The organism is Phaeovulum veldkampii DSM 11550 (assembly GCF_003034995.1).
Lineage (GTDB): Bacteria > Pseudomonadota > Alphaproteobacteria > Rhodobacterales > Rhodobacteraceae > Phaeovulum > Phaeovulum veldkampii.
The window spans coordinates 66,946-88,432 of the sequence record NZ_PZKF01000012.1 but is presented as its reverse complement, the minus strand read 5'-3'; the positions used below and the strand labels follow the sequence as shown (position 1 = coordinate 88,432).

General features: G+C 65.6%; 16 protein-coding genes and 1 pseudogene. 7 read left to right on the top strand and 10 right to left on the bottom strand.

What is annotated here, in order from left to right; all coding sequences use genetic code 11:
- Both C5F46_RS07020 and C5F46_RS07015 read left to right on the top strand, forming a co-directional pair.
- The coding region (locus C5F46_RS07020; RefSeq protein ID WP_146160218.1) for a glycosyltransferase family 2 protein at window positions 1–1,727 on the top strand (1,727 nt) is incomplete at its 5' end.
- Between the two features lie 8 nt (window positions 1,728–1,735).
- Window positions 1,736–2,671, top strand: coding sequence for a phosphoadenosine phosphosulfate reductase (locus tag C5F46_RS07015; protein ID WP_107324647.1), 936 nt, complete (start codon window positions 1,736–1,738; stop codon window positions 2,669–2,671).
- Window positions 2,672–2,712: 41 nt separating this feature from the next.
- Here the strand turns inward: C5F46_RS07015 and C5F46_RS07010 are convergent, their stop codons facing one another.
- The 4 genes from C5F46_RS07010 to C5F46_RS06995 all read right to left on the bottom strand — a co-directional run bounded on the left by C5F46_RS07010 (window position 2,713) and on the right by C5F46_RS06995 (window position 7,154).
- Window positions 2,713–4,488 (bottom strand): PHA/PHB synthase family protein, encoded by a 1,776-nt coding sequence (locus C5F46_RS07010; protein WP_107324646.1) that lies wholly within the window; start codon window positions 4,486–4,488, stop codon window positions 2,713–2,715.
- Window positions 4,489–4,564: 76 nt separating this feature from the next.
- The gene (locus C5F46_RS07005) at window positions 4,565–5,350 is read right to left on the bottom strand and encodes an ABC transporter ATP-binding protein (RefSeq protein WP_107324645.1); all 786 of its coding nucleotides are present in this window, start codon (window positions 5,348–5,350) and stop codon (window positions 4,565–4,567) included.
- A gap of 2 nt (window positions 5,351–5,352) precedes the next feature.
- Entirely contained in the window at window positions 5,353–6,171 is an 819-nt protein-coding gene (locus C5F46_RS07000; protein WP_107324644.1) for an ABC transporter permease, read from the bottom strand.
- Between the two features lie 23 nt (window positions 6,172–6,194).
- Window positions 6,195–7,154 (bottom strand): ABC transporter substrate-binding protein, encoded by a 960-nt coding sequence (locus C5F46_RS06995; protein ID WP_235820109.1) that lies wholly within the window; start codon window positions 7,152–7,154, stop codon window positions 6,195–6,197.
- A 393-nt stretch (window positions 7,155–7,547) separates the two neighbouring features.
- Here C5F46_RS06995 and C5F46_RS06990 point away from each other — a divergent pair, with 393 nt between their 5' ends.
- Together C5F46_RS06990 and C5F46_RS06985 are read left to right on the top strand one after the other, a co-directional pair.
- Window positions 7,548–10,022 (top strand): Lon protease family protein, encoded by a 2,475-nt coding sequence (locus tag C5F46_RS06990; protein WP_168796860.1) that lies wholly within the window; start codon window positions 7,548–7,550, stop codon window positions 10,020–10,022.
- A gap of 13 nt (window positions 10,023–10,035) precedes the next feature.
- On the top strand, window positions 10,036–10,860 hold the full coding sequence (locus tag C5F46_RS06985) for a YihY/virulence factor BrkB family protein (RefSeq protein ID WP_168796861.1): 825 nt from the start codon (window positions 10,036–10,038) through the stop codon (window positions 10,858–10,860).
- On the opposite strand, the gene C5F46_RS06980 is transcribed toward C5F46_RS06985, so the two are convergent.
- The 5 genes from C5F46_RS06980 to C5F46_RS06960 form a co-directional block, all read right to left on the bottom strand.
- Window positions 10,854–14,387, bottom strand: coding sequence for a translocation/assembly module TamB domain-containing protein (locus C5F46_RS06980; protein WP_107324640.1), 3,534 nt, complete (start codon window positions 14,385–14,387; stop codon window positions 10,854–10,856). The two genes, C5F46_RS06985 and C5F46_RS06980, sit on opposite strands and share 7 nt — an antisense overlap.
- Entirely contained in the window at window positions 14,387–16,222 is a 1,836-nt protein-coding gene (locus C5F46_RS06975) for an autotransporter assembly complex protein TamA (RefSeq protein ID WP_235820108.1), read from the bottom strand. The genes C5F46_RS06980 and C5F46_RS06975 overlap by 1 nt, the downstream gene beginning before the upstream one ends.
- Window positions 16,223–16,321: 99 nt before the next feature.
- Window positions 16,322–16,852, bottom strand: a complete 531-nt coding sequence (locus C5F46_RS06970) for an isopentenyl-diphosphate Delta-isomerase (protein ID WP_107324639.1) — start codon at window positions 16,850–16,852, stop codon at window positions 16,322–16,324.
- A gap of 112 nt (window positions 16,853–16,964) precedes the next feature.
- Window positions 16,965–17,468: a protein-export chaperone SecB gene (gene secB, locus C5F46_RS06965; protein WP_107324638.1), complete on the bottom strand. Its 504-nt coding sequence runs from the start codon at window positions 17,466–17,468 to the stop codon at window positions 16,965–16,967.
- Window positions 17,469–17,522: 54 nt separating this feature from the next.
- Window positions 17,523–17,999 carry an FxsA family protein gene (locus C5F46_RS06960; protein WP_107324637.1) on the bottom strand — a complete coding sequence of 159 codons (477 nt, stop codon included), beginning with the start codon at window positions 17,997–17,999 and terminating at the stop codon, window positions 17,523–17,525.
- A 123-nt stretch (window positions 18,000–18,122) separates the two neighbouring features.
- On the opposite strand from C5F46_RS06960, the gene C5F46_RS06955 reads away from it, so the two are divergent.
- The 3 genes and pseudogenes from C5F46_RS06955 (at window position 18,123) to C5F46_RS16860 (ending at window position 20,300) form a co-directional block, all read left to right on the top strand.
- Window positions 18,123–18,785, top strand: a complete 663-nt coding sequence (locus tag C5F46_RS06955) for a Tim44/TimA family putative adaptor protein (protein WP_107324636.1) — start codon at window positions 18,123–18,125, stop codon at window positions 18,783–18,785.
- A gap of 9 nt (window positions 18,786–18,794) precedes the next feature.
- Window positions 18,795–19,580, top strand: a pseudogene (locus tag C5F46_RS16865) (MltA domain-containing protein); the annotation flags it as partial.
- A 111-nt stretch (window positions 19,581–19,691) separates the two neighbouring features.
- Window positions 19,692–20,300: a Smr/MutS family protein gene (locus C5F46_RS16860; protein WP_133618509.1), complete on the top strand. Its 609-nt coding sequence runs from the start codon at window positions 19,692–19,694 to the stop codon at window positions 20,298–20,300.
- Here C5F46_RS16860 and C5F46_RS06945 read toward each other — a convergent pair.
- On the bottom strand, window positions 20,297–21,406 hold the full coding sequence (locus C5F46_RS06945; protein ID WP_107324634.1) for an alpha/beta hydrolase: 1,110 nt from the start codon (window positions 21,404–21,406) through the stop codon (window positions 20,297–20,299). The genes C5F46_RS16860 and C5F46_RS06945 overlap by 4 nt on opposite strands.
- Window positions 21,407–21,487 lie beyond the last annotated feature (81 nt).

Sequence of the window (21,487 nt, the reverse complement as noted above, 5' to 3'; positions counted from 1 at the left end):
ATTACAGTATTCGCTCGCTCGATTCGTTTCTGGTCAAGCGCGACCGGGGCCGGACCAACCACGTCAACCGCGATCAGGGTATTGCCTACTGGAACACCCACAACCGCAACGACGAGGATGACCACAGCATTCTGCCCGCCGCGGAACGCGCGGCTCTGGCGCGGCGGTTGCTGCTGCTGACCCATCCGGGGCTTGAGGCGCTTCACGACCTCTCGGTTGGCTGGCACCGTGCCCGCATCGCCTATCTGCGGGCCTTGCCCGAGTTTCGGGATTTGCGCGACAGGCTGGCACAAGACCCGCTTTCGCATCAGTTGGCCGACGACTTGCCGCCCGCCGATGAAGAAAGCGACGAAGAAATCAGCATTCCGGCGCCGCCCGCCCCGGTCAGTGCCCCCGCCACGGCCCCAGGCGCCGCACCCGAGGCCGAGGCGCGCCCCCCCCGCAAGGTTGCGTCAGAACCCGAAAAGCGGCCCCGCGCCCCGGCATTGGAGCCGCTTCTTGACGCCTCGCACCCCGACCTGATCCGATTGCCCAGCGGGGATGTTCTGGCCACTGGCGCGTTGAACGAGCGTTTCTATCAGGCCATGGAAGCGCGTGCCGATCACCTTGCACCCCGGCTTGCCCCTCCGGCCGTGCCGATCCCCTCGGATCGGATCACCATCGTTACCGGTATGCGCAACGAGGCACCGTTCATTCTGGAATGGGTCGCCTATCACCTCTCCATCGGGGTTACGCATTTTCTGGTTTACACCAACGATTGCGACGACCCGACGGATGCCATCCTTGACAGGCTGGCAACTCATGGTCTGGTTACGCGGCAGGACAACCCGTTCCGCCGCGACAAGGGGCAAAAACCACAACGGATCGCGCTGAACGATGCGCTGACCCAACCCGCGCTGACCGGGGCAGACTGGTATCTGCCGATCGACGTGGACGAATTCGTCAACATCCATGTGGCCGACGGCACGCTGCAGGGGCTGATCGCCGAGATGAACGGCCCCACGACCATCTCGATGCTCTGGCGGTTCTTTGGCAATACCGACCGGCCCGCCTATGAGGACCGCTGGATCACCGAAACCTTTATCCGCTGCGCCCCGCGCTTCATGCCCAAGGTCGCGCGCGACCCCGACAATGCGCATGGCCTGCGCGACGGCACCGGCATTGCCCCGCCCGAGGGGCGGCTGATGGGATGGGGGGTCAAGACCATGGTCCACCGCAGGGCGCCCTTTGCCAAGATCGGTGTGCACCGACCGCTGGAACTGGACGAAAGCCGCAAGGCTGACCTGCGCTGGGTCAACGGGTCGGGCCGCTGTATCCCACCCGAGGAGCATGGCGATGAAAACTGGCGCGCCACCAAGAACTCGGCGGGGTATCGGATGGTGACGCTGAACCATTATGCCCTGCGCACCGCCGACAGCTATCTGGTCAAAAAACAGCGCGGGCGGATCAACCATGTCGATGAGGATCAGGATCTGACCTACTGGGCGCAGCGCAACTTCATCAGCGAAACCGATGACAGCATTTTGCGCCACCTGCCGCGCGCCCGCATGGTCTGGGACGGGTTGATGCAGGATGCCGAACTGGCCCGTCTTCATCGCGCCGCCGCCGACTGGCACCGGGCCCGCATCGCCGCGCTGAAACAAGACCCCGACTACCGCGCCCTCTACAGCGCGCTGACCGCCCCGATGGGCGCACTGATGGCCACCGCGCGCGAAAGCAGGGACTGAGGCTGGCGATGCCCGACACCGCGCAGATGACAAAGCACGAATGGCGCCGCGAACTGATGCAGATTGGCGAGGCCCGCGGTTTCTATCGTGAGCTTGGCGCGCAGCATACTGCGTTGCATGTCAGGGCTGGCGACACGCTGGTGGTAACCTTCGACAACCTCGATCATGCGTTCGAGAACGGCGAAGGTCGAATGCCTTGGGGGTTTCATTTCGTGCAGTCGCGCGGCTGGTCGATTCTCGGCCTGATGGCGCATGACTGGACATGGTATCGCGACGATGCCGTGCATGACTTTTTCGATCACCTGCGGGATGACGGCTTTTTCAGCCAGTTCCGGCGCGTGGTGTTTTATGGCGCCTCGATGGGCGGCTATGCGGCCGCCGCTTTTTCGGCAGCCAGCCCCGGCGCCACGGTCATTGCCATCAGCCCGCAGGCCACACTCGACCGCGGTATCACCCCATGGGAAACGCGCTACGAAAAAGCCTGGCCCCGCGATTTTTCGGGCCGCTATGGATTTGCCCCCGCCAGTCTGAACGTGGCCGATCAGGTCTATCTGTTTTACGATCCGCTCGCCCCGCTGGATGCGCAGCATGCCGCGCTGTTTGATCAGCCGGGAATGACGGTGCTGAAATGTCGGCTGATGGGGCATCGCATCGCCTCGGCCATGCAGGGGATGGGAATTTTGAAACCCGTGATCGAGGCTGCCATCGACGGGCAGCTTACGCGCCACGACTTTTACCACCAACTGCGCCAACGCCGCACGTTTACGCGCTATTTCAAGAACCTGCGCAAAATGCTTGAGGCGCGCGGCAACCCGTGGCTGACCTTTGTCTTGTGCCGCTACTATCTGGAGCGCTGGCGCGGGCCAAAGTTTCGCGCGGCCATGAACGACGCCAGGGCCGAGCTGCTTCGGCAGGGCCGAAAGATACCCGGCACAGACAAATAACCCTGGCCGCCGGTTTCTGACCGGCACAGGCCTGAGGCCCCTCAGCCCTGCAACACATATGTCCCCGGCGCCGGGTCGGTCGGGCTGGCGGCGGTGCCCAGGGGCGGTGGGGCGATCTGCGGGCCGGTGGAGCGGGCGGCAAGCCAGTCGGACCACGGCTGCCACCACGATCCGGGCTGCGGGGCGTGGGATTCAAACCAGCCTTCGGCGCTGTGCAGGGCATCGGCGCTGGCCTTGTGGCCGATACGGTAATGGCGCCCGGCGTGGCCCGGCTCGCTGACGATCCCGGCATTATGCCCGCCCGAGGTCAGCACAAAGGTAATGTCAGCATCGCTGAGCGCGTGGATCTTGTAGACCGAATGCCACGGCGCCACATGGTCGCGTTCCGTGCCCACCACGAACATCGGCGCGCGGATGTTGGGCAGCGCCGCCGAATGCCCCTCGACAAAGAACCGCCCGCCGGCCAGTTCGTTGTCCAGATACAGCCTGCGCAGATATTCGGCATGCATCCGGTAGGGCATTCGCGTTGTATCGGCGTTCCAGGCCATCAGGTCGGTCATCGGCGCGCGGGCGCCCATCATGTAATCATGCACGATCCGCGACCAGACCAGATCGTTCGACCGCAGCATCTGGAACGCGCCCGCCATCTGGTCAGCCGACAGATAGCCGCGGTTCCACATCATGCTTTCCAGAAAATGCAGCTGGCTGTCGTCGATGAACAGCGCCAACTCTCCGGGTTCGGTGAAATCGGTCTGCGCGGCCAGAAGTGTGATCGAGGCCAGCCGGTCATCCCCGCGCGAGGCCATCGCCGCGGCGGCAATCGCCAGCAATGTGCCGCCCAGACAATAGCCCGCGGCATGAACCTTGCGCCCAGGCACGACGGCGCCAATCGCCTCCAGCGCGGCCATCACGCCCTGCCTGCGGTAATCGTCCAGCGTCAGGTCGCGATCTTCGGGGCCGGGGTTGCGCCAGGAAATGCAAAAGACCGTATGCCCCTTGCCCACCAGATAGCGGATCATCGAGTTTTCCGGCGACAGGTCCAAAATGTAGTATTTCATGATCCAGGCTGGAACGATCAGCACCGGCTCGGGGTGGACGGTTTCGGTTTCAGGCGCATACTGGATCAGTTCGATCAGATGGTTGCGAAACACCACGCGGCCCGGTGTGACCGCAACCTCGTGCCCCGGCCGAAACGCCTGAGCTTCGGGGGCGGGTTGGCCGCTTGCCTGACATGTTGCGTCTTGCAGCCAGTTTTGCCACCCGTGAACAAAGTTCATGCCCCCCGTTTCGCGCGCCTTGGCCATCACCTCGGGATTGGCAAAGGGCAGGTTCGAGGGCGACATCATGTCAAGCATCTGCCGCGCGGCAAAGGACACCACATCTTCGTGGTGCGGCTCCACCCCCGGCACCTCATGGGTGACGTTGTGCCACCATTGCTGCGTCAGCAAAAAGCCCTGCGCCCAGAACGAGAATGGCGGCACCGCCCAACCCGGATGAGAAAACCGATGATCCCCCGGCAGCGGCGCAATGCAGGCAGGCGTGGCGGGGTCCAGCGCGGCGCGCATCATGTGGGCCTGCAACCGCGCCGCCTTGCGCCAGCCCTTATAGGCCAGTTCGGCCTGCTTGCCGGGGGCCGCTGCCAGATGCAGGGCCCAGTCAGTCATCGCCAGCGTCACAGCCGCAGGCGACAGCCCGCCGGTCACTTGCGCCAACAGCGCCTCGCGCATCCGGTCAAACGACTGGAACGCCTCTATCCCCAAAGGCTCATCGTCGGCGCCGCAATCGGTCTGTGCGTTTCGCGTGGTGCTGTCTTGCATTGGTCCACCTGCCTTGTGCCGTCGGGCTGAGCCTCAGGTAGGCACGCCATTGCAGCGAAACAATGACACAACCGGATCAGACCCGCTCGGCCGCCATGACTTTCAGCGTCTCCTCGCGGATATTGGCAAGAATTTCGCGTTTCAAGGCAACGAAAGCCGATTCCGTCACGATCTCGAACGACCGCGGGCGGCCAAGGTCGATTGTCAGGTCGTTCTTCAAAAGACCCGGCCGGCTGGCCAGCACGATCACCCGGTCGGCCAGAAAGATCGCCTCTTCGACATCATGGGTGACGAAAAGCACGGTGACCTTGTGATCCTCCCAGACCTTCAGCAGCAATTCCTGCATCATGCCACGGGTCTGGGCATCCAGCGCGCCAAAGGGCTCGTCCATCAGCAGGATCGCGGGCTTGTAGACCAGCGCGCGCGCAATCGCCACGCGCTGGCGCATCCCGCCCGAAAGCTGCCGGGGATAGGCATCCTCAAAACCACCCAGCCCAACCGCCTGAATGAAATGCGCCACCAGCTCCGTTTTTTCGGCCCGGCCCAGCGCGCTTTTTTCCAGTGCAAAGCGGATGTTGCCCGCAACCGTCATCCATTCGAACAAACTATAGGACTGAAACACAAAGCCCCGGTCTCGCCCCGGGCCTCGGATCGGGGTGCCGTCGATGCGCACCTCGCCGCGGCTTGGGTCTTCCAGACCGCCGACAATATTCAAAAGCGTGGATTTCCCGCAGCCCGAGGTGCCGACGATCGACACGAACTGATTTTCGGGGATCGTCAGGTCGATCCGTTCGATCGCGGTGACGGGGCCTGCGGTACCGGGGTAGGTTTTGCCAACCCCGTCGATGACCAGCTTGTGCATACCTACCGCCCCAGTTGCGCCCAGCGAAACAGCCGCTGACCGGTCTTTTTGAAGATATAATCGGTCAAGAGCCCCAGCAACCCAATGAACAGCGTGCCAAACAGGATCGTGTCGGTCGCCAGATATCGTTGCGCATCCATGATCCGCCGCCCAAGCCCAGCATTCGCAGCCACCAGCTCGGCCACGACCAGATAGGTCCAGGTCCAGCCGATGGTAATGCGGAACGTATCCCAGATGCCGGGCAACGCCGCGGGCAGGATGATCCGGCGCAAAATCTCGGCATTGGAAAAGCCCAGCGTCTGCCCCGCGCGGATCAGGTTGCGGTCGATGGTTTTCACATTGTCCATGATCATCAGCACCTGCTGAAAGAAGGTGCCCAGAAACAGGATCAATATCTTTTGCCCGTCACCGATCCCCGCCCAGAGGATCGACAACGGGATCAGCGCCACCACGGGCATGTAGCGCACAGTTGAAATCAGCGGCTCCAGTGCGCCCTCGATCAGACGGAAGTTGCCCATCAAAATGCCAACCGGAACCGCAATCGCCGTGGCCGCGGCCCAGCCCACCACAATGCGATAGATGCTGACCGAGGCGTCCTGCGCCAATGTGCCGTCAGACCATTGCTGCCAGCCTGCCGCGGCAACTTCGCCGGGGCTGGGCAGGAACAGGGGCCGCACCAGCCCCAGTTCCGTGACCAGCCACCATGCCAACAGCAACAGCGCAGGCACGACGAAACCCGCGGCGGAAAACAGCCAGCCTGGAATCTCTTCCCGCAGGCGAAGAAGGCCCCGGCGGGGGCGGCGCGGCGATGCGTCGGGCAAGGGCCTTCTCCTGTCGTCCCGGCTCAGTTCGCCGCGGCGCCCAGCGGGTCGAGCGCCAGAAGATCGTCGGCCGCCGGAACGGTCTTGATCTCGTCGGGGTTGGTGGCCTGCATGATCGCGCCGATCTCGGCCAGAGTCGCCTGAAAATCGCCCTGAACAAATGTCAGATTCTCGGCCAGATCGTAAAGCCGGACCCCCTCAAAGGCCGGGTCAAACTCCTCCATCGGGCTGCCCACGGCCTTGGCGATCATCGCCTTGCCCTCTGCGGGATTCTCGCGGATGAAGCGCACGGCATCATCCCAGGCCAGGATGATCGCCTTCACTTCGTCGGGGTTGGCCGCGATCCAGGCGCCCGAGGCAGTCAGCATGTCGGAAATCAGGCCAGGCTTTTCGGCGGCGGTATACAGCACCTTGTAGCCGCCGTCCTGCGCCAGCGCAGTTGAAATATAGGGTTCGTAGGTCACGGCCGCATCGACCCGCCCCGCGATCAGCGCAAGCCCCGCCTCCGAGGCGCCCATCGGCACATGGGTCACGTCGGCAAGGGTCATACCGTTTTCGCGCAACGCATAGTTCATCAGCAGATCGCTGGTGGCGCCCGTTTCAAAGGCGACCGACTTGCCCTTGAGATCGGCAATCGACCCCACGCCCGCGCCCGCCAGAATGGCGTCGGCCTCGAACGACAGGTCCATCACCAGAAAACCTTTCTGGTCCACGCCCTGATTGACATTGGCGATCACCGCATTCGATCCTGCGGCAACGACATGCAGATTGCCGCTGGCCAGCGCCGCGGTCATATCCTGATCCCAGTTGAAGTTCATCAGATCAACGTCAACGCCGCGCTGATCGAAAAAGCCCTTTTCTTCGGCCACCCAAAGCGGGCCATAGCCGAGCCAGGGCTGCACCCCCATCTTGACGGTTTCGGCCCCGGCAGTGCCGAAACCGGCCAGCACAAGTGCGGCAGAAAGCGGAACGATCTTCAGCATGTCGGTGCTCCTTGAAGACATGACGACCGGGACCAGAGACTGCCCGCCGTTGCCCGCCTGCGCAAGGGCCGTTGTGCAACAGCAGACCTGCCCTTTCCGACAGGCCCGCACGGGTCAGTCAACACTTTGATCCATTTCCGACCTCTCAAATTCCTGCCGCCGGGAGGGGGCTGCTCGCTGTTATTTTTTCTGTTAATTCATAAATAGTAGAATTATAGTTGCCGGGGAGGCATAATTCCGAAATCAGCGCGGGTGCGCTGCCGTCATGGCCGCTCCCTGACCGAAAGCCGGGCTAGCAGGCACGCAACTGCGGGGTTTCGTACGCCCGCCATCGTGCTAGGCTGAGGCTTGGGCGCCCATGGGCCGTCCGCACGATCAAACGGGGGGCGCAGATTGCAGACCGACAGGACCGTGCCAAAGACCGGGAATGATGATCACGCGGGCACATCGCTTGCCGCTGCCCAGTTGAGGATCGCCTTCGATCCGGCGGGCTTCGACTTTGACACGACCGCCGCGCTGGAGCCGCTGCCCGACCTGATCGGGCAGAATCGCGCGGTCGAGGCGATCAGGCTGGCGGCCAGCATCCGGCACCGCCGTTTCAACCTGTTCGTTTATGGCCCCGAGGGCAGCGGCCGACATTCCGCCGTTGCCCGCATTCTGCAGACCGAGGCCGCCGCGCGGCCCGTACCCCAAGATTGGGTCTATGTCCAGAATTTCGACAACCCCGACCGGCCCAGCGCGCTGTCGCTGCCGCGCGGCACGGCGCCCCGGCTCAAGGCCGCGCTGGCGGGGTTGGTGAATGAACTGGCCAATGACATTCCGGCGCTGTTCGTTTCCGAAGATTACCAGAACCGGCGCATGGCGATCGAGCAAAGCTTCTCGGCGCGGCATGACGCCGCCTTTTCGGCGCTGCGGCAGGCCGCGCAGGCGCGCAACGTGGCGATCCTGCGCACGCCGATGGGGTTTTCGCTGGCGCCAATGAAGGAAGGCGAAGTGCTGAAAGCCGATGCCATCGACCGGCTACCCGAAGAGGCGCGCGGCGCGATCCGGGCCGAGGTGGAAACAACCGAGCGCGAACTGGCCGATTTCCTGATGTCGCTGCCAGAGTTGGAGCGGGAACACCGCGCCGCAGTTTCCGCGTTGAACGCCGAAATGGCCACCCTTGCCGTGAATGCGGGGCTGGAGCAGGCCGTGGCGCCATTTCGGGATATTGCCGCGCTGGATCGCTACCTTGAGGCGCTGCGCGCCGACATGATCGAAAACGCCGACCTGTTCCTGATGGCCGGCAAGGCCGATGACGACAACGCCTTTCCCGCCGCAGGAAAGCGGGTCCATGAAGATCTGCGCTTTCATCGCTATGCCGTCAACGTCATGGTGACCCAGCCCGCCGATACCACCCAAGGCGCCCCGGTGATCGAGGAGACCCTGCCCACGCTGGCCAATCTGACCGGGCGAATCGACTATCTGCCCACCCAGGGCGCGCTGGTGACCGATTTCACCATGATCAAGCCCGGCGCGCTGCACCGCGCCAACGGCGGCTTTCTGGTGTTGGATGCGCGGCGCGTGCTGGTCGAACCCTTTGCCTGGGATGCGCTGAAACGCTGCCTTGAGGTGCAGGCGGTGCAGATCATCACCGCCGCCGACCGTCTGGGCCTGATCGCCACCACGATGCTGGAGCCAGAGCCGATCCCGCTGGATGTGCGCGTCGTTCTGGTGGGCGACCGGCTCTTGCATCTGCTGCTGACCGATCTGGACCCCGACTTTGGCGAATATTTCCGCGTCGCGGCAGAATTCGGCGACGAGATGCCACGCAGCGCCGAGTCGATCGGGCTGTTTGCACGCCTTGTGGCCACAGTTGTTGCCCGCGAAACCCTGCGCCCCGTCACTCGCGAGGGGGTGGCGGCGCTGGTCGATGCCGCAACCCGCGCTGCCGAAGACCGCGAAAAGCTGTCGCTGCGATTGGGCGCAATCTGGGATATTCTGCGCGAGGCGGACCATCTGGCAGGCCAGTCAGGGGCCACCACCGTTTCCGCCACCGATGTCGAGGCTGCGCTGCGCGCCGCAGAACGCCGCGCCGACCGGCTGCGCGAGCAGATGCAGGAAATGATTGCCCGCGGCACAATCCTGATTTCGTTGAAAGGCGCGGTGGTGGGGCAAGTCAACGGGCTGACCGTGGCCGATCTGGGCGGCGCACGCTTTGGCTGGCCCGTGCGCATCACCGCACGGGTGCGCATCGGCGCCGGTCAGGTGGTGGATATCGAGCGCGAGGTGAAACTGGGCGGGCCGATCCATTCCAAGGCGGTGCTGATCCTGTCCAGCTTTCTCGCCACCCGCTATGCCCCCGACACGCCGCTGTCGCTATGGGCCAGCCTTGTCTTTGAACAAAGCTATGGCGGGATCGAGGGTGACAGCGCCTCGGTGGCCGAGTTGTGCGCGCTGCTGTCGGCGCTGGCCGAACTTCCGATCTCGCAAAGCTATGCGGTCACCGGCTCGGTCAATCAGATGGGCGAGGTGCAGCCGGTGGGCGGCATCAACGAAAAGATCGAGGGGTTTTTCGACGCCTGCCGCGCACAGGGGCTGACAGGGCGGCAAGGCGTTCTGATCCCCCGGCGCAACATCGACAACCTGATGCTGCGCCCCGATGTCGTCGAGGCGGTGGCGCAGGGCCAGTTCCGCATCCATGCCATTTCGCATGTCGATGAGGCGATCGAGATTCTGACCGGCATCCCCGCCGGGGGGCGCGGCATGAACGGCGACTTCGAGGATGGCTCCGTCAATGCCAATGTCGAGGTGCGGCTGCTCGATTTCGCCGAGGCGCGGCGCGACTTTGCCCATCCGGGCAGCGATGCCGGGCGCGACGAAACCTGAGCGCGGGGGGCCGATGCAGCGGGTCTGGGGCGCGATCAGATTTGTGCGGCGGCTGGCCTGCCGGGTGCAGGACAGTCGGCTGGGCCTGATCGCGGCGGGCGTGGCCTTTTACGCGATCTTTGCCATCTTCCCCGGTCTGACCGCGACCATCGCGATCTGGAGCCTGATCGCAGACCCTGCCGTAATCGGCGCCTATCTGGATGTGGCCGACGAATTCATCCCGCCCGAGGCATGGGCCATTCTGAACAGCCAGATCACGGCATTGTTGGCCGCGCCGCGGATGTCGCTGGGATGGGCCTCAAGCCTGTCGATCCTGCTGGCGCTGGGGTCGGCACGGGCCGGGGTGGCGGCGCTGATTCAGGGGCTCGACATGATCCACGGCACGCGACCGCGCAGCGGGGTGGCGGGGTTTGTGCTGGGCATCTTGTTGACGCTGGCGCTGGTGGCTGCGGTTCTGGCGGGGTTGGCGACGGTGGTTCTGGTGCCGCTGGGGCTGGCCTTGGTGCCGCTGGGGCCACTGACCGGCTGGGTGCTGACAGCGCTGCCCTGGGCGGCGATGCTGCTGTTGCTGCTGACGTCCCTGGGCATCCTTTATCGCTATGGGCCAAACACCGGCAGGCGCCAGCCCTGGGCCTCGCCCGGTGCGATTGTGGCGACCATGCTTTGGGCGGCGGTATCGCTGGGGTTCTCGGCTTATCTGGCGAATCTGGGCAGCTACAACCGTGTCTACGGCTCTCTGGGGGCGGTGATTGCGCTGCTGATGTGGCTTTATCTGTCCAGTTGGGCGGTGCTGCTGGGCGCGGTTCTGGATGCCGAGCGGTCGGCACAGGATCAGTAGTCTTTCTCGTAATAAATCCCGATGCCACTGCCGCCATCGGCACCGACAGACCCGCGCGCGGTCAGGTTCGGGCTAACATCAAGGTTCAGGTTGATCTGGGTCTTGCCGTCGGCATCCAGGATCACATCGGTATACACATTCTCCGACAGGTATTTGCCCGCCCGCAGTGACGCCGTGCCCTCGTCATCGGTGGTCAGGTCGAAATCGTCCAGCCCGAAGGATGACCGCAGCCGCCCGACCAGCCCCTCGCCGCCCTTGCCTGCCAGCGTCGCCACCGCCGAGGCCATCTGCGCCGCCTGAAACGCCGAAAGCTTGTTCAGCCCCCGGCCAAACAACAGCCGCGCCAAAACTTCTTCTTCGGGCAGCTCGGGGCTTGAGGTGAAGCTGATCGTCGGCTCTGTCGCCGCCCCCTCGATCGCAACTCTTGTCGTCACATCGTCCTGCTGGGTGACGGCGGCAAAGCTGATGTAGGGGATCAGCGCGCCCTGAAGCTGCACCAGACCTTCGGTCAGAGTAAAGCGTTTGCCCAGAATATCGAGCCGCCCCCGGATCAGGTCAAACTGACCCGCCGGGATCACCGCAGCCGTGGTGCCCCCCAGCCGCAGCGCGCCGCCCAGTTCGGCATCCAGCCCGCGGCCACGCACAAATATCTGCCGCGGCGCCGACAGGGTAATATCCAGCGGCCACGCCCGGCGCGTGACGGGGCGCGCCGCGGGCAGGTCCACCAGCCCGGCGCGGGCGCGGGTGGCACGCACATCGGCGGGTTCGTGCAGATGCGTCATCTGGGGGATCGGGGCCACGCCGCCCAGACCGGTCGAGGGCACGCGCAATTCGGTATCGTCAAGCGTCAGATCGCCCGCGATCCGCGCGCCCCCGGTCAGCGGGCCGCTGACGCTCAATGTGCCCGAAATGCGGGTGTCGAACAGTTCGGGGTCGCGCAGGCGGGCGCGGTCCAGCACCACCCGAAGCTCGCCGGGGTAAGGCGTGCTCAGCGTGAGGGGGCCCGAGATTTGCAGGCTGCCACCGCCGCGCAGGTTGCCCGCGCCCGAAATCTGCGCCCGCCCGCCCGACAGATTGGCCTGCGCGGTGATCTGTTCCACCGCCAATCCCAGTCCTGGGTCGGCAAAACGCGCGCCGTCCAACGACACACGCCCCGACAACGCAGGCAGGCCCGGCGCCCCGTTCAGGCGCAGGTCAAAGCGCAACGGGCCTTGCAGGCTCCGCTCGCCCAGAAACGGGTTGGCCAGCGCCGCCTCGGCACTACCGGCAAGCGCCAGATCGGTGCGCGCGAAATCGGCGCTGATCTGCCCGCTGATATCGGCTCTGGTGCTGGCGGGGCCGGTCGCGCGCAGCGCAACCGCATAGCCCGCCGCGCCTTCATCTGCGGTGCCCTCAACCGTCAAAGGCCCCGGAAACTCCGGCAGGATCAGCCCCAGATTGGCCAGTCGCGCGGTCAGACCAAGGCGGTTCGCACCTGTGACGCCAGACTCGGCGCGCGCGGTCAGTTGCGGGTTTTCAAGCCGCAGCCCGGTCAGGCGGAACCGCCCCCCCCGTTCCTGCGCGGTGGCCGACAGCCTGGTGGTGCCCGCCAGCACCCGGTCGACCGACCCAAGACCCAGCGCCAGATTGCGCCCCTCACCTTGCAGGGCGACAGTCCGCGCGCGCGCGGGGCCGGTCAGCGCAGCGGTGGCCGACAGCCTGCCGCCGATGCCGCCGCCCAAAAGGCGCAGGTCGGCGAAATCCAGCGTGGCGCCCAGATCGCTGGCGCTGCTGGACAGCGCGCCCGAAGCCTGGCCTGTGAGGGTGCCCGCAGTCACGCTCAGATCGCGCAAGGTGATCCCGGTGCCATCGCGCTGCGCCGAAACCGCGATGCGCGAGCGCCCGGCAAGAAGCCGGTCCAACGGCGCGATGCCCGGCGCCACATCGGTGCCGGTCAGTTCAGCCTCGCCATCAAGGGCGCCGCTCAGCAGCGCATAGCTGCCCGAAACCTGCCCCGAGATCTGGCCTGCCATGGGTCGACCGGCAAGGCCCGACAGATAGGTCAGGTCAGAGTGGCGCAGATCGACCGCGCCCGACAGCGCCAGATCGCTGCCCGGCCCGGTCAGCGCCAGCCTGCCCGCAACGCCATAGCCCCGCCCCGTCGCCCGGAACCGCGGCAGCCGCAGCGGCTGCCCCTCGGCCCAGGAAAACACCGCCCGCCCAGACAGAAACGGCCCCACCGCCTGCGCCAGCGCGGGGTCGGCGGGGGCGATGCCGCTGGCGGTGTAATCCAGCGTGCCGCCAATGGCGGGCGGCACCCCCTCCTTTTGCAGAATACGCCCCGAGCCGGTCACCCGTAGCCCGAACAGATCAAACCCGGCGCGGCGCAAACGGTCCAGCCGCGCGTCCAGTGCCCAGTTTTCGCCCTGCGCCCGGTCGTATCCCAGCCGCACCCGCGCCGCCCGCACCCAGGTCTTTTCGCCGGCCAGCGGCAGCAGCACCTCGGACCTGTCGGGCAAGCCCAGATCAAGGCGCAGATCGGCGCGGTCGGGCAGGCCCGAGGGCAACAGCCGCAGCGCGCCCTGCACCGTCATCGCCTGCGCGCGCAGCGTCAGATCGGTAAGGTCAAGCTGGCCGCCTGCATCGCGGCTGCCAACCGCGCGCAATTGCACCTGATTGCCGAAGAAAGCGCGATATTCGGGCGCCAGCAGCGGCGCAAGATCACCCGAAAGGTTGGTGGTAAAGCGGCGTGTCGCATCGGGGTCGGCCTGGAGCACCACCTGCCCGGTCAGCCGCGGTTGGCGGTCGGACTCCAGCCGCACATCGGCGGTGAAATCGTCAATCGGCCCGGCCCCCGAAATCGCCAGCAGGATCGCTGGCTCCCCCGGCAGGCCCAGCAGCTTGGACGCGATGCCCCCCGCGGCCTCATCCACCAGCAAATCCAGCGACAGCAACCGCGTGGCGTTGGAATAGGCCCCAGTCAGGGCGACCCGCCCGGCAGGGCCATCGACCCGGTCGATAGCAAGCGTGGCAGCGCCCGCCCCCCCCGCAAGGCTGACGGCACCTGCGGCCGACACCACCGCCTCTGCCCCGAACAGCGCCTCGCCCAGAACCACGCGCGCAGCGCTGATCTTGCCGATTTCCACCGACACCGGCAGCTCGGGCAGCGCAAAGGGCTTGGCCTCGGGCGTTGCGGAGGCATCGCCGGGGCCAGAAACCGGGGCGCGCGGCAGGTCGATCTCGGCTGCCGACAGTTCGGCAATCTCCAACCGCCCCGACAGCAGAGCACCGCGGTTCCATGAAATCGCGCCATCGCGCAGGGTCAGCCAGATGCCTTGATCATCGGCGATGGTCATTTGGGTAAAGGTCGCGCGCGACGACAGGGCGCCCGCAAATCCCTCGATCTGAACCGCACGGCCTGCGCCGGAAAGGTTGTCTTCCAGAAGCCCGGTCAGAAAGCTGCGGTCGCGCTCGGTCGTGGCAGCATCCTGTGCGGGGGCGGCCAGCGGCAACAGCCAGAGCAGCAGGGAAAGGGCGAGCGCGCGCATCAGAAGGCCTGCCCGATGCCGATATAAACCTGCACACCCTCGCCGGTATTGCCGGCAACCGGTGCCGCGACATCCAGCCGGATCGGCCCGATCCCGGTGTCGTAGCGCAGCCCTAGCCCGGCGCCGGAATGCCACTCACCCTCGCCACCAGGGGCAGCGTCAATCCCGATATGGCCTGCGTCGTAAAACGCCACGGCCCCGATCTTGTCGGTGAGATCGGCCCGCACCTCGCCCGACAGACCCAGAAACGACCGCCCGCCGATCTGTTGCGAAAGCGCCCCGCGCAGCACGTTCACGCCCAGCGATTGATATGGCTGGCCCCGCACCGTGCCGCCGCCGCCCGAGTAGAACAGATATTCGCGCGGCGTCTCCAGCAGGTCGGAGCCCAGAACCGAGCCGATCTGCACCCGCCCGGCCAGCACCACCCGGCCAAACGCGGCAGGGCGCCAGTAGGCGCGCGCATCAGCCGTTACCTGCGCGCCGGTGCCGGTGGTGTCAAAGCCCAGAAACGGCGTGGCGCCCGCGTCAATATAAAACCCCTGCGTCGCATCCAGAGGCTTGTCGCGGCTGTCCCAGATCAGAGCGGTGGGCAGGGATATCTGGCGGAACCGGGTGGTTCTGGTCACCACCCCGCCGACGCGATCCTCGACCTCCGAGGTGGTGGCAGCCAGCGCAATCTCTCCGCTGAGCGTTTCGCTGAACCAGTGGCTGAAGCCGACACCCACACTGGCGCGTTTCGAGGTGTAATCCTCCTGATGCAAACGCGCGATCTCGGCGGTGACAAAGCCCGACGTATCGGGGCTTAGCGTTGCGGGCCGGTCCAGCCGGGCGCCAAGTTTGTAATCGGCCTCATCGGTCTGGCCGCCGATCCCCTCGATTGCGCCATCAAGGCGCAACCGCTCTCCGCCGCCCAGCAGGTTGCGGTGCAGCCAGTAACCCGAGAGGTTCAGCCCGTCGAGGCTGGACAGTTCGGCGCCAAAGCCAAAACGGCGCAGCGGCGCCTCGGCCACGCTCAGCGCGACATCCAGCGTGTTTCCGGGGCCAAGCCGTTCTGCCTCGGTCAAGGCGACCGAGCTGAAAATGCCGGTGCGGTTGAGCCGCAGATAGACCCGGTCGAGCGCATCGGAGTCAAACACCTCGCCGTTGGGAAAGCCCGCGATCTTGGCCAGACGCCGCGGGTTCATCCGGTTATAGCCGCTCATCTGCAATTGCCCGAACCTGACCCGCGGCCCCGGAGCAAGGCGCACATCGGCCGACAGCTGCGCGGCGCGGTGATCGGCGGTGATCTGCTGCGCAGCGACCATGGCCTTGGCATGGCCCACCTGCCGCCAGCCCGAAACGCCCGCCGCCGCCGCATCGACAATTGCGCCCGACCGCGCCGGCTGCCCCACGGCAAATGCACCGGGCAGGCCCGTGTTGGCCGCCAGCGGCCCGATTGCAGCACGGGAAAAGGCAAAGCGGGGGCCTGGCGTCACCTGCACGATCATCGACCCGATCTGATCGGGCGCATCAAGCGGTGCGATACCGGCCGCCTCGCGCCCGTCGATCAAGATGTGGATGACGCCAGAATAATAGCCCTGCGCATAAAGCGCGCCCAGAAGGCGGCCATAATCGGCCCGCGCGGCGGCGAACAGATCCTGCGCATCGGGGGCCGTGGTCTGGCGGGTGGCATTGACCACCGATGCGCCCCGCAGCACATCCGCCAAGGCCTTGTCGGCGCCAGGCGTTTCAAAGCGGAAATCCAGCGCAACCGCCGCACCCGGCATCACGGCAAGCGCCAGCGCTGCTGCCGCCAGATGCCGTTTCAGCCTGTTGCCCGGCCCGTGCTGCGCCATCTTGCCTCCCTGACCATCAGGCCCAAGCCTCGCAGCAATCAGCGCAGATTTCCAGCACCACAGACGGGCGCCGGGCTGAAATGTGATCGACAGGGGCGATCAGTTGCGCAGAAGCGCCGCAAAGATCCGGTCCATGTGCTCTTCAAGGTAAATCTGCAGCCAGATCGTATAGCGATCAGGGTGGCGCACCACATCGGCGGCGAGATCGTAAAGCCCGACCCAGCGCAGATCGGAAACTTCGTCAGGGTTTGGCGTCAGCGCCATGCCGACCCAGCCAAAGGCAAGGAAGATATCGACAACCTCGTGTTCAACAAGCCCGTCGCCCAGGGTTGTGCGGTATTCGAGCCGGTCGGCAAAGGCGGGGTAAATGCCGGTAATTCCCAGTTCCTCGCGCAGGCGGCGCGTGGCGCAATCTTCGGGCGATTCGTTCCAGCGCGGATGGGTGCAACAACTGTTCGACCACAACCCCACACCATGAAACTTGCCGGTCGCGCGGCGCTGGATCAGGATCTGCTCACCATCCATGACAAAGACCGACACCGCCCTGTGGCGAAGCCCTTCTCGATGCACATCAACCTTGTCCACCGGGGTCAGCTTGCCATCGACCCAGGCGGGAATCATCTCTGCCATGGTCCACCCGGATATGGAAACGCCGCCCCCAACTGTCAGGGGGGCGGCATGTATCGTCACCTAGGCAGCTTGCCGCTGTGGCGTGTTGCCGCAAATCCCAGAGAGCGCAGGCTCAGGATAGCGGCTGATCGGCAGGGCGCGTCTGTTCCATCCGGCGCGCCAGTTCGGCACGGTAAAGCGCAAGAAAGTCAACGGTATCCAGATTGAACGGCGGAAAGCCGCCATCGCGCGTCACATCCGACACGATGCGGCGCACAAAGGGAAACAGCAGCCGCGGGCATTCGATCAGAAGGAACGGGTGCAGCTGGTCTTCGGGCACGCCCTCGATGTGGAAGATGCCGCCGTAATCCACCTCCAGCAGGTAAAGCGGCGCCTTGTCGGCCTTGTTGGTCGAGGAAATCTTGAACTTGGTGATCACTTCATACTGGTGATCGGCAGGGCGTTTGCGCGCATCAAGGCTGACCTGCACCTGCATTTCCGGCTGAACGTCGGCCGAGCCGAGACCCTTTTGTGCGACGACATTTTCAAACGACATGTCGCGTACGAATTGCGCCAGAACGCTCATCTTCATCTGCGGCGCCTGCTGCGGGGCGGCGCCAGTGTCTTGATCGGTCATCTCTGTCTCCGGTGGGCTGCGTTGCACCGGGTGTAACACCCCGACCCTTGCGCCTCAATGCTGCGTCCAGCCCGAAGGCCCCTGCGGCGGCCGCTTTTCGGGGTCGATCTCGATGAAATCCCCCTCGATCACGTCATCGCCGCGTGGCGCAGGCCTGCGGCTTGCGCCCATGGTAAAGCTGACCGTCTGCATGTGGCGCGCCAGCCGCCGCAACAGCGCCTCGCGCAGTTGCGGAACCAGCAGCGCCAGCCCCATCGCATCGGTAAAAAACCCCGGCGTCAACAGCAGTGCCCCGGCAAACAGGATCATCGCGCCATGCGCCAAGGGTGCGGTCGGGTCGCGCAACTCGTTCATCGCGCGTTGCAGATCGGCAAGGGCGCGCGCGCCCTGCGTGCGCATCACCGCAGTGCCAACCACCGCGGTCAGCAGCACAAGCCCCAGCGTCGGCCACAGCCCGATCAGGCCGCCAACCTGAATGAACAGGCCGATCTCGATGACCGGAACCAGAAGAAAGGCCGCAAAAAGCCACATGATCTGCCCTTTCCTGCGTGCAGGCGCCTTTTCGGCGCGGCAATGGACTTGACCGCGCCCTTATCCTACATAAGTGGGGATGAGCCAAGCCACCACCCCCGCTGCCTGCCCGAGGATCGCCCCATGTCGAATGCCGTGATACAACTGCTTGTTCTGGCAGCCGTCGCCATCTTTCTGATCCTGCGGCTGAAAAACGTGCTGGGCACGCGCGACGGGTTTGAAAAGCCGGTCAAGCCGGTGGTCCTGCCCGATGACAAACCCGCCCGCCGCAGCTTTGAGGTGATCGACGGCGGTGCGGACCGCGACATCATTGACCATGTGCCCGAGGGCAGCGATGCCGCCCGCGCGCTGGCGGCGATGAAGCAGGTGGAGCCGAAGTTTTCGGTCAACGAGTTTCTTCAAGGCGCGCGTGGTGCCTATGAGATGATCCTGATGGCGTTCGAGCGGGGCGATCTGGAAAAGGTGCGCGCGTTCCTCGCCCCCGAGGTTTATGACGCCTTCGATCAGGTGGTAGAGACACGGGCAACGCAAGGTCTGAAAGTGCAGGCCGATTTTCTTGGCTTGCGCGAACTGGCTCTGCACGATGCGCACTTCGACCGCACCTCGGGCGAGGCCGAAGTAACCGTGCGCTTCATGGGCGAACTGGTCTCGGTCGCGCGCAACGCCGCAGGCGATGTCGTCGAAGGCGATCCGAAGGCGTCAAGAAAGCAGCGCGATGTCTGGACCTTTGCGCGCAAGATGGGCAGCGCCGATCCGAACTGGCAGCTTGTCGCCACTGGCGGCTGACGCCCGAGAATGGCGGGCGGGCCCGGCTTTTGCGACCTTCCCGGCTGGGCCGAGGATGATCACGCCGCCGCATTGGCGGCGTTTTGCGTCACCCGTGACCTGTGGTCCGAGGCGCCACAAACCCCGATTGGGGGCGTGGCCAAAGCGTTTTTCGAGGCGCATTTTCACCCCGCTTCCATCGCCACGCCAGCACGGCTCACAGGCTATTATGAACCTGCGGTGCCGGGCGCACAGGCGCCCTCGGCGCGCTTTGCCCATCCGCTTTACGCCGCCCCCGCCGGGCTTGCACCGGGCAAGCCCTGGCTGACCCGCGCCGAGATTGCCGCCACCGGCGCGCTGGCCGGGCTGGAACTGGTCTGGCTGGAAACCGCAATCGAGGCATTTCTGGCACAGGTGCAGGGATCTGTCCGGGTGATGCTGGAAGGCGGCGGCTCGCTGCGGCTGGGATTTGCGGGCAAGAACGGCCACCCCTACCGCTCGATCGGGGCCGCACTGATCCATCGCGGGGCGATTGAAGCGGGTCAGATGTCGGCGCAGGCGATCCGCGACTGGTGCGCGGCGCATCCAGCGCAGGTGGCCGATTTACTGAACGAAAACCCCTCATTCGTCTTTTTCCGCCCGCTGGACCTGCCCGAAGACGCGGGGCCGCAGGGTGCGATGGGCAGGCCGCTGACCGCGCTGCGCAGCCTTGCGGTTGACCCGGCGCATGTGCCGCTGGGCGCACCGGTCTGGGTCGCCTGCCCCGGCCTGCCCCCGCGCCTGATGATCGCGCAAGATACCGGCAGCGCCATCCGGGGGGGCCGGGCGGGGCGATATCTTTTTTGGCACAGGCGCGGCGGCGGGCGCGCGGGCCGGTGCGCTGAATGCCATGGGCCAGATCCGGGTGCTGCACCCGAAGGCGGCCACATGACCCGCCGCCGCCCCCGCAAGCCAAGCGCCGAGGAACGCGATCTGTGGCTGCGCGTGGCCGCCAGCACAACCGCCTTGCACCCCGCACGGTCCGCAGCCGCCGATGACAACGACCCGCCCAAACCGCCGCAGCAGCCTGCCCCGCCCCAAAAATCCCGGTCCGATTTTGCCGGGTTCCACATCGGCCAGTCGGCCAGGGCGGCGGCCCTGCGGGTTGATCTTGCCCCCTCCCCCGCCGAACGGCTGGCGCAAGCGCCGATCCGCATGGACCGCAAGGCGCATCAGAAGATGACGCGCGGCAAGCTGGACCCCGAGGCGCGGATCGACCTGCATGGCATGACGTTGGCCGAGGCGCACCCCGAACTGATCCGCTTTCTGCTGAACGCGCATACAGCCGGGCGGCGGCTGGTTCTGGTCATTACCGGCAAGGGCAAGCGTGGCCATGATGAGGGGCCGATCCCGCAACGACAGGGCGTGCTGCGGCATCAGGTGCCGCACTGGCTGCATCAGCCGCCCTTGGGGCAGGTGGTTCTGCAAGTTTCGCAGGCACACCTGAAACACGGCGGCGCGGGCGCCTATTACGTCTACCTGCGCCGGGGCGGTTAGTTCGCCATTCCCTCGACCAGCTCCTCGACCGGGGCCAGAACGATGCGGGTGGCATCGCGCACGGTTAACACAAAGCCGGGCAACAGCCCCGCCTGCCCCGAACGGTCGCCGGCAAAGGCAGCGTTCAACTCGCCTTCCCGCCCCAGCAGAGCCAGAAGCGTGGGCGATGAGCCGACGGTAAAATGACCGTCACCCGACGAATAGGCGCCAACCTCGACCATCGTCACCTCCAGATCGGCAACGCGCGTGACATCGCGCAGGTTGCCCAGGCGCTCGCCCTCGCCCGCCACCCGCGCCGAGAGCGCCAGCGCCCGGTCGCGTTCCGATGTAAAGATGATGAACGGCTGCGGCAGCCGCCCGATCCGCCGCGCCTGCGATCGGAACACATCCACATCCAGATCGGGCGAGATCAGAACGACCCCCGCAATGCGGTTTCGAACGGCACCATCGCCGGAAATGGCGATCTGGCGCAGGGTTTCCATGGTCAGCGCCCCGCCCATCGAATGCGCCACGATAACGATACGCCGCGCCCCTGCCGCCGACACCTCGCGCAGCAGACGTTCGAACCCGTCGCGCGCAAACAACGCCGAGTCGCGGTCATAGGCATAGCCGAACACATTGGCGCGCGAGGGCCAGGAATAATGCACCAAGACCCCCGGCAGTTTCAGGTCACGGCCCATCTGCGCAAAACGGTAAACACCATCGGCCAGCGTATTGTTGTAGCCATGCACAAAAATCACCGCCTCGTGGCCATGGCTGGCCAGCGCGCGCGAAAGGTCGGCGCGAAAGGCCGCTTTGGCGGAGTAAAGTTGTTGCCCGCTGACGGAAAACTCGCGCATCGGGTCCGGCGCGCGGTTGCGCGGCGGCAAGGGAATGGTGCCCGCCTTGCGATCGGGCGGCACGGACACGTCAAAACGGGCAAAGCGCAGGGTTTCAGACCGGCCCCGCGTCAGGTCGGCGCCGGTGTCAGGGTCGGGGCCGCGGGTGGTGCCCACAAAGACCGGCACCGGCGGCTGGGATGACAGGGCAGCGGGCGCGTAGGTGATTTCGGCGCGCGGCGTGCAAGCCGCCAGCACGACCAGCGCAATGACGACAAATCGTTGCATTCCGCCCCCAAACCCTGACCGCCCGCAACCTTAGCCGCTTTTACGCCCCCAAACCAGAGCAGTGCCTCGCCCCCTGCGGGC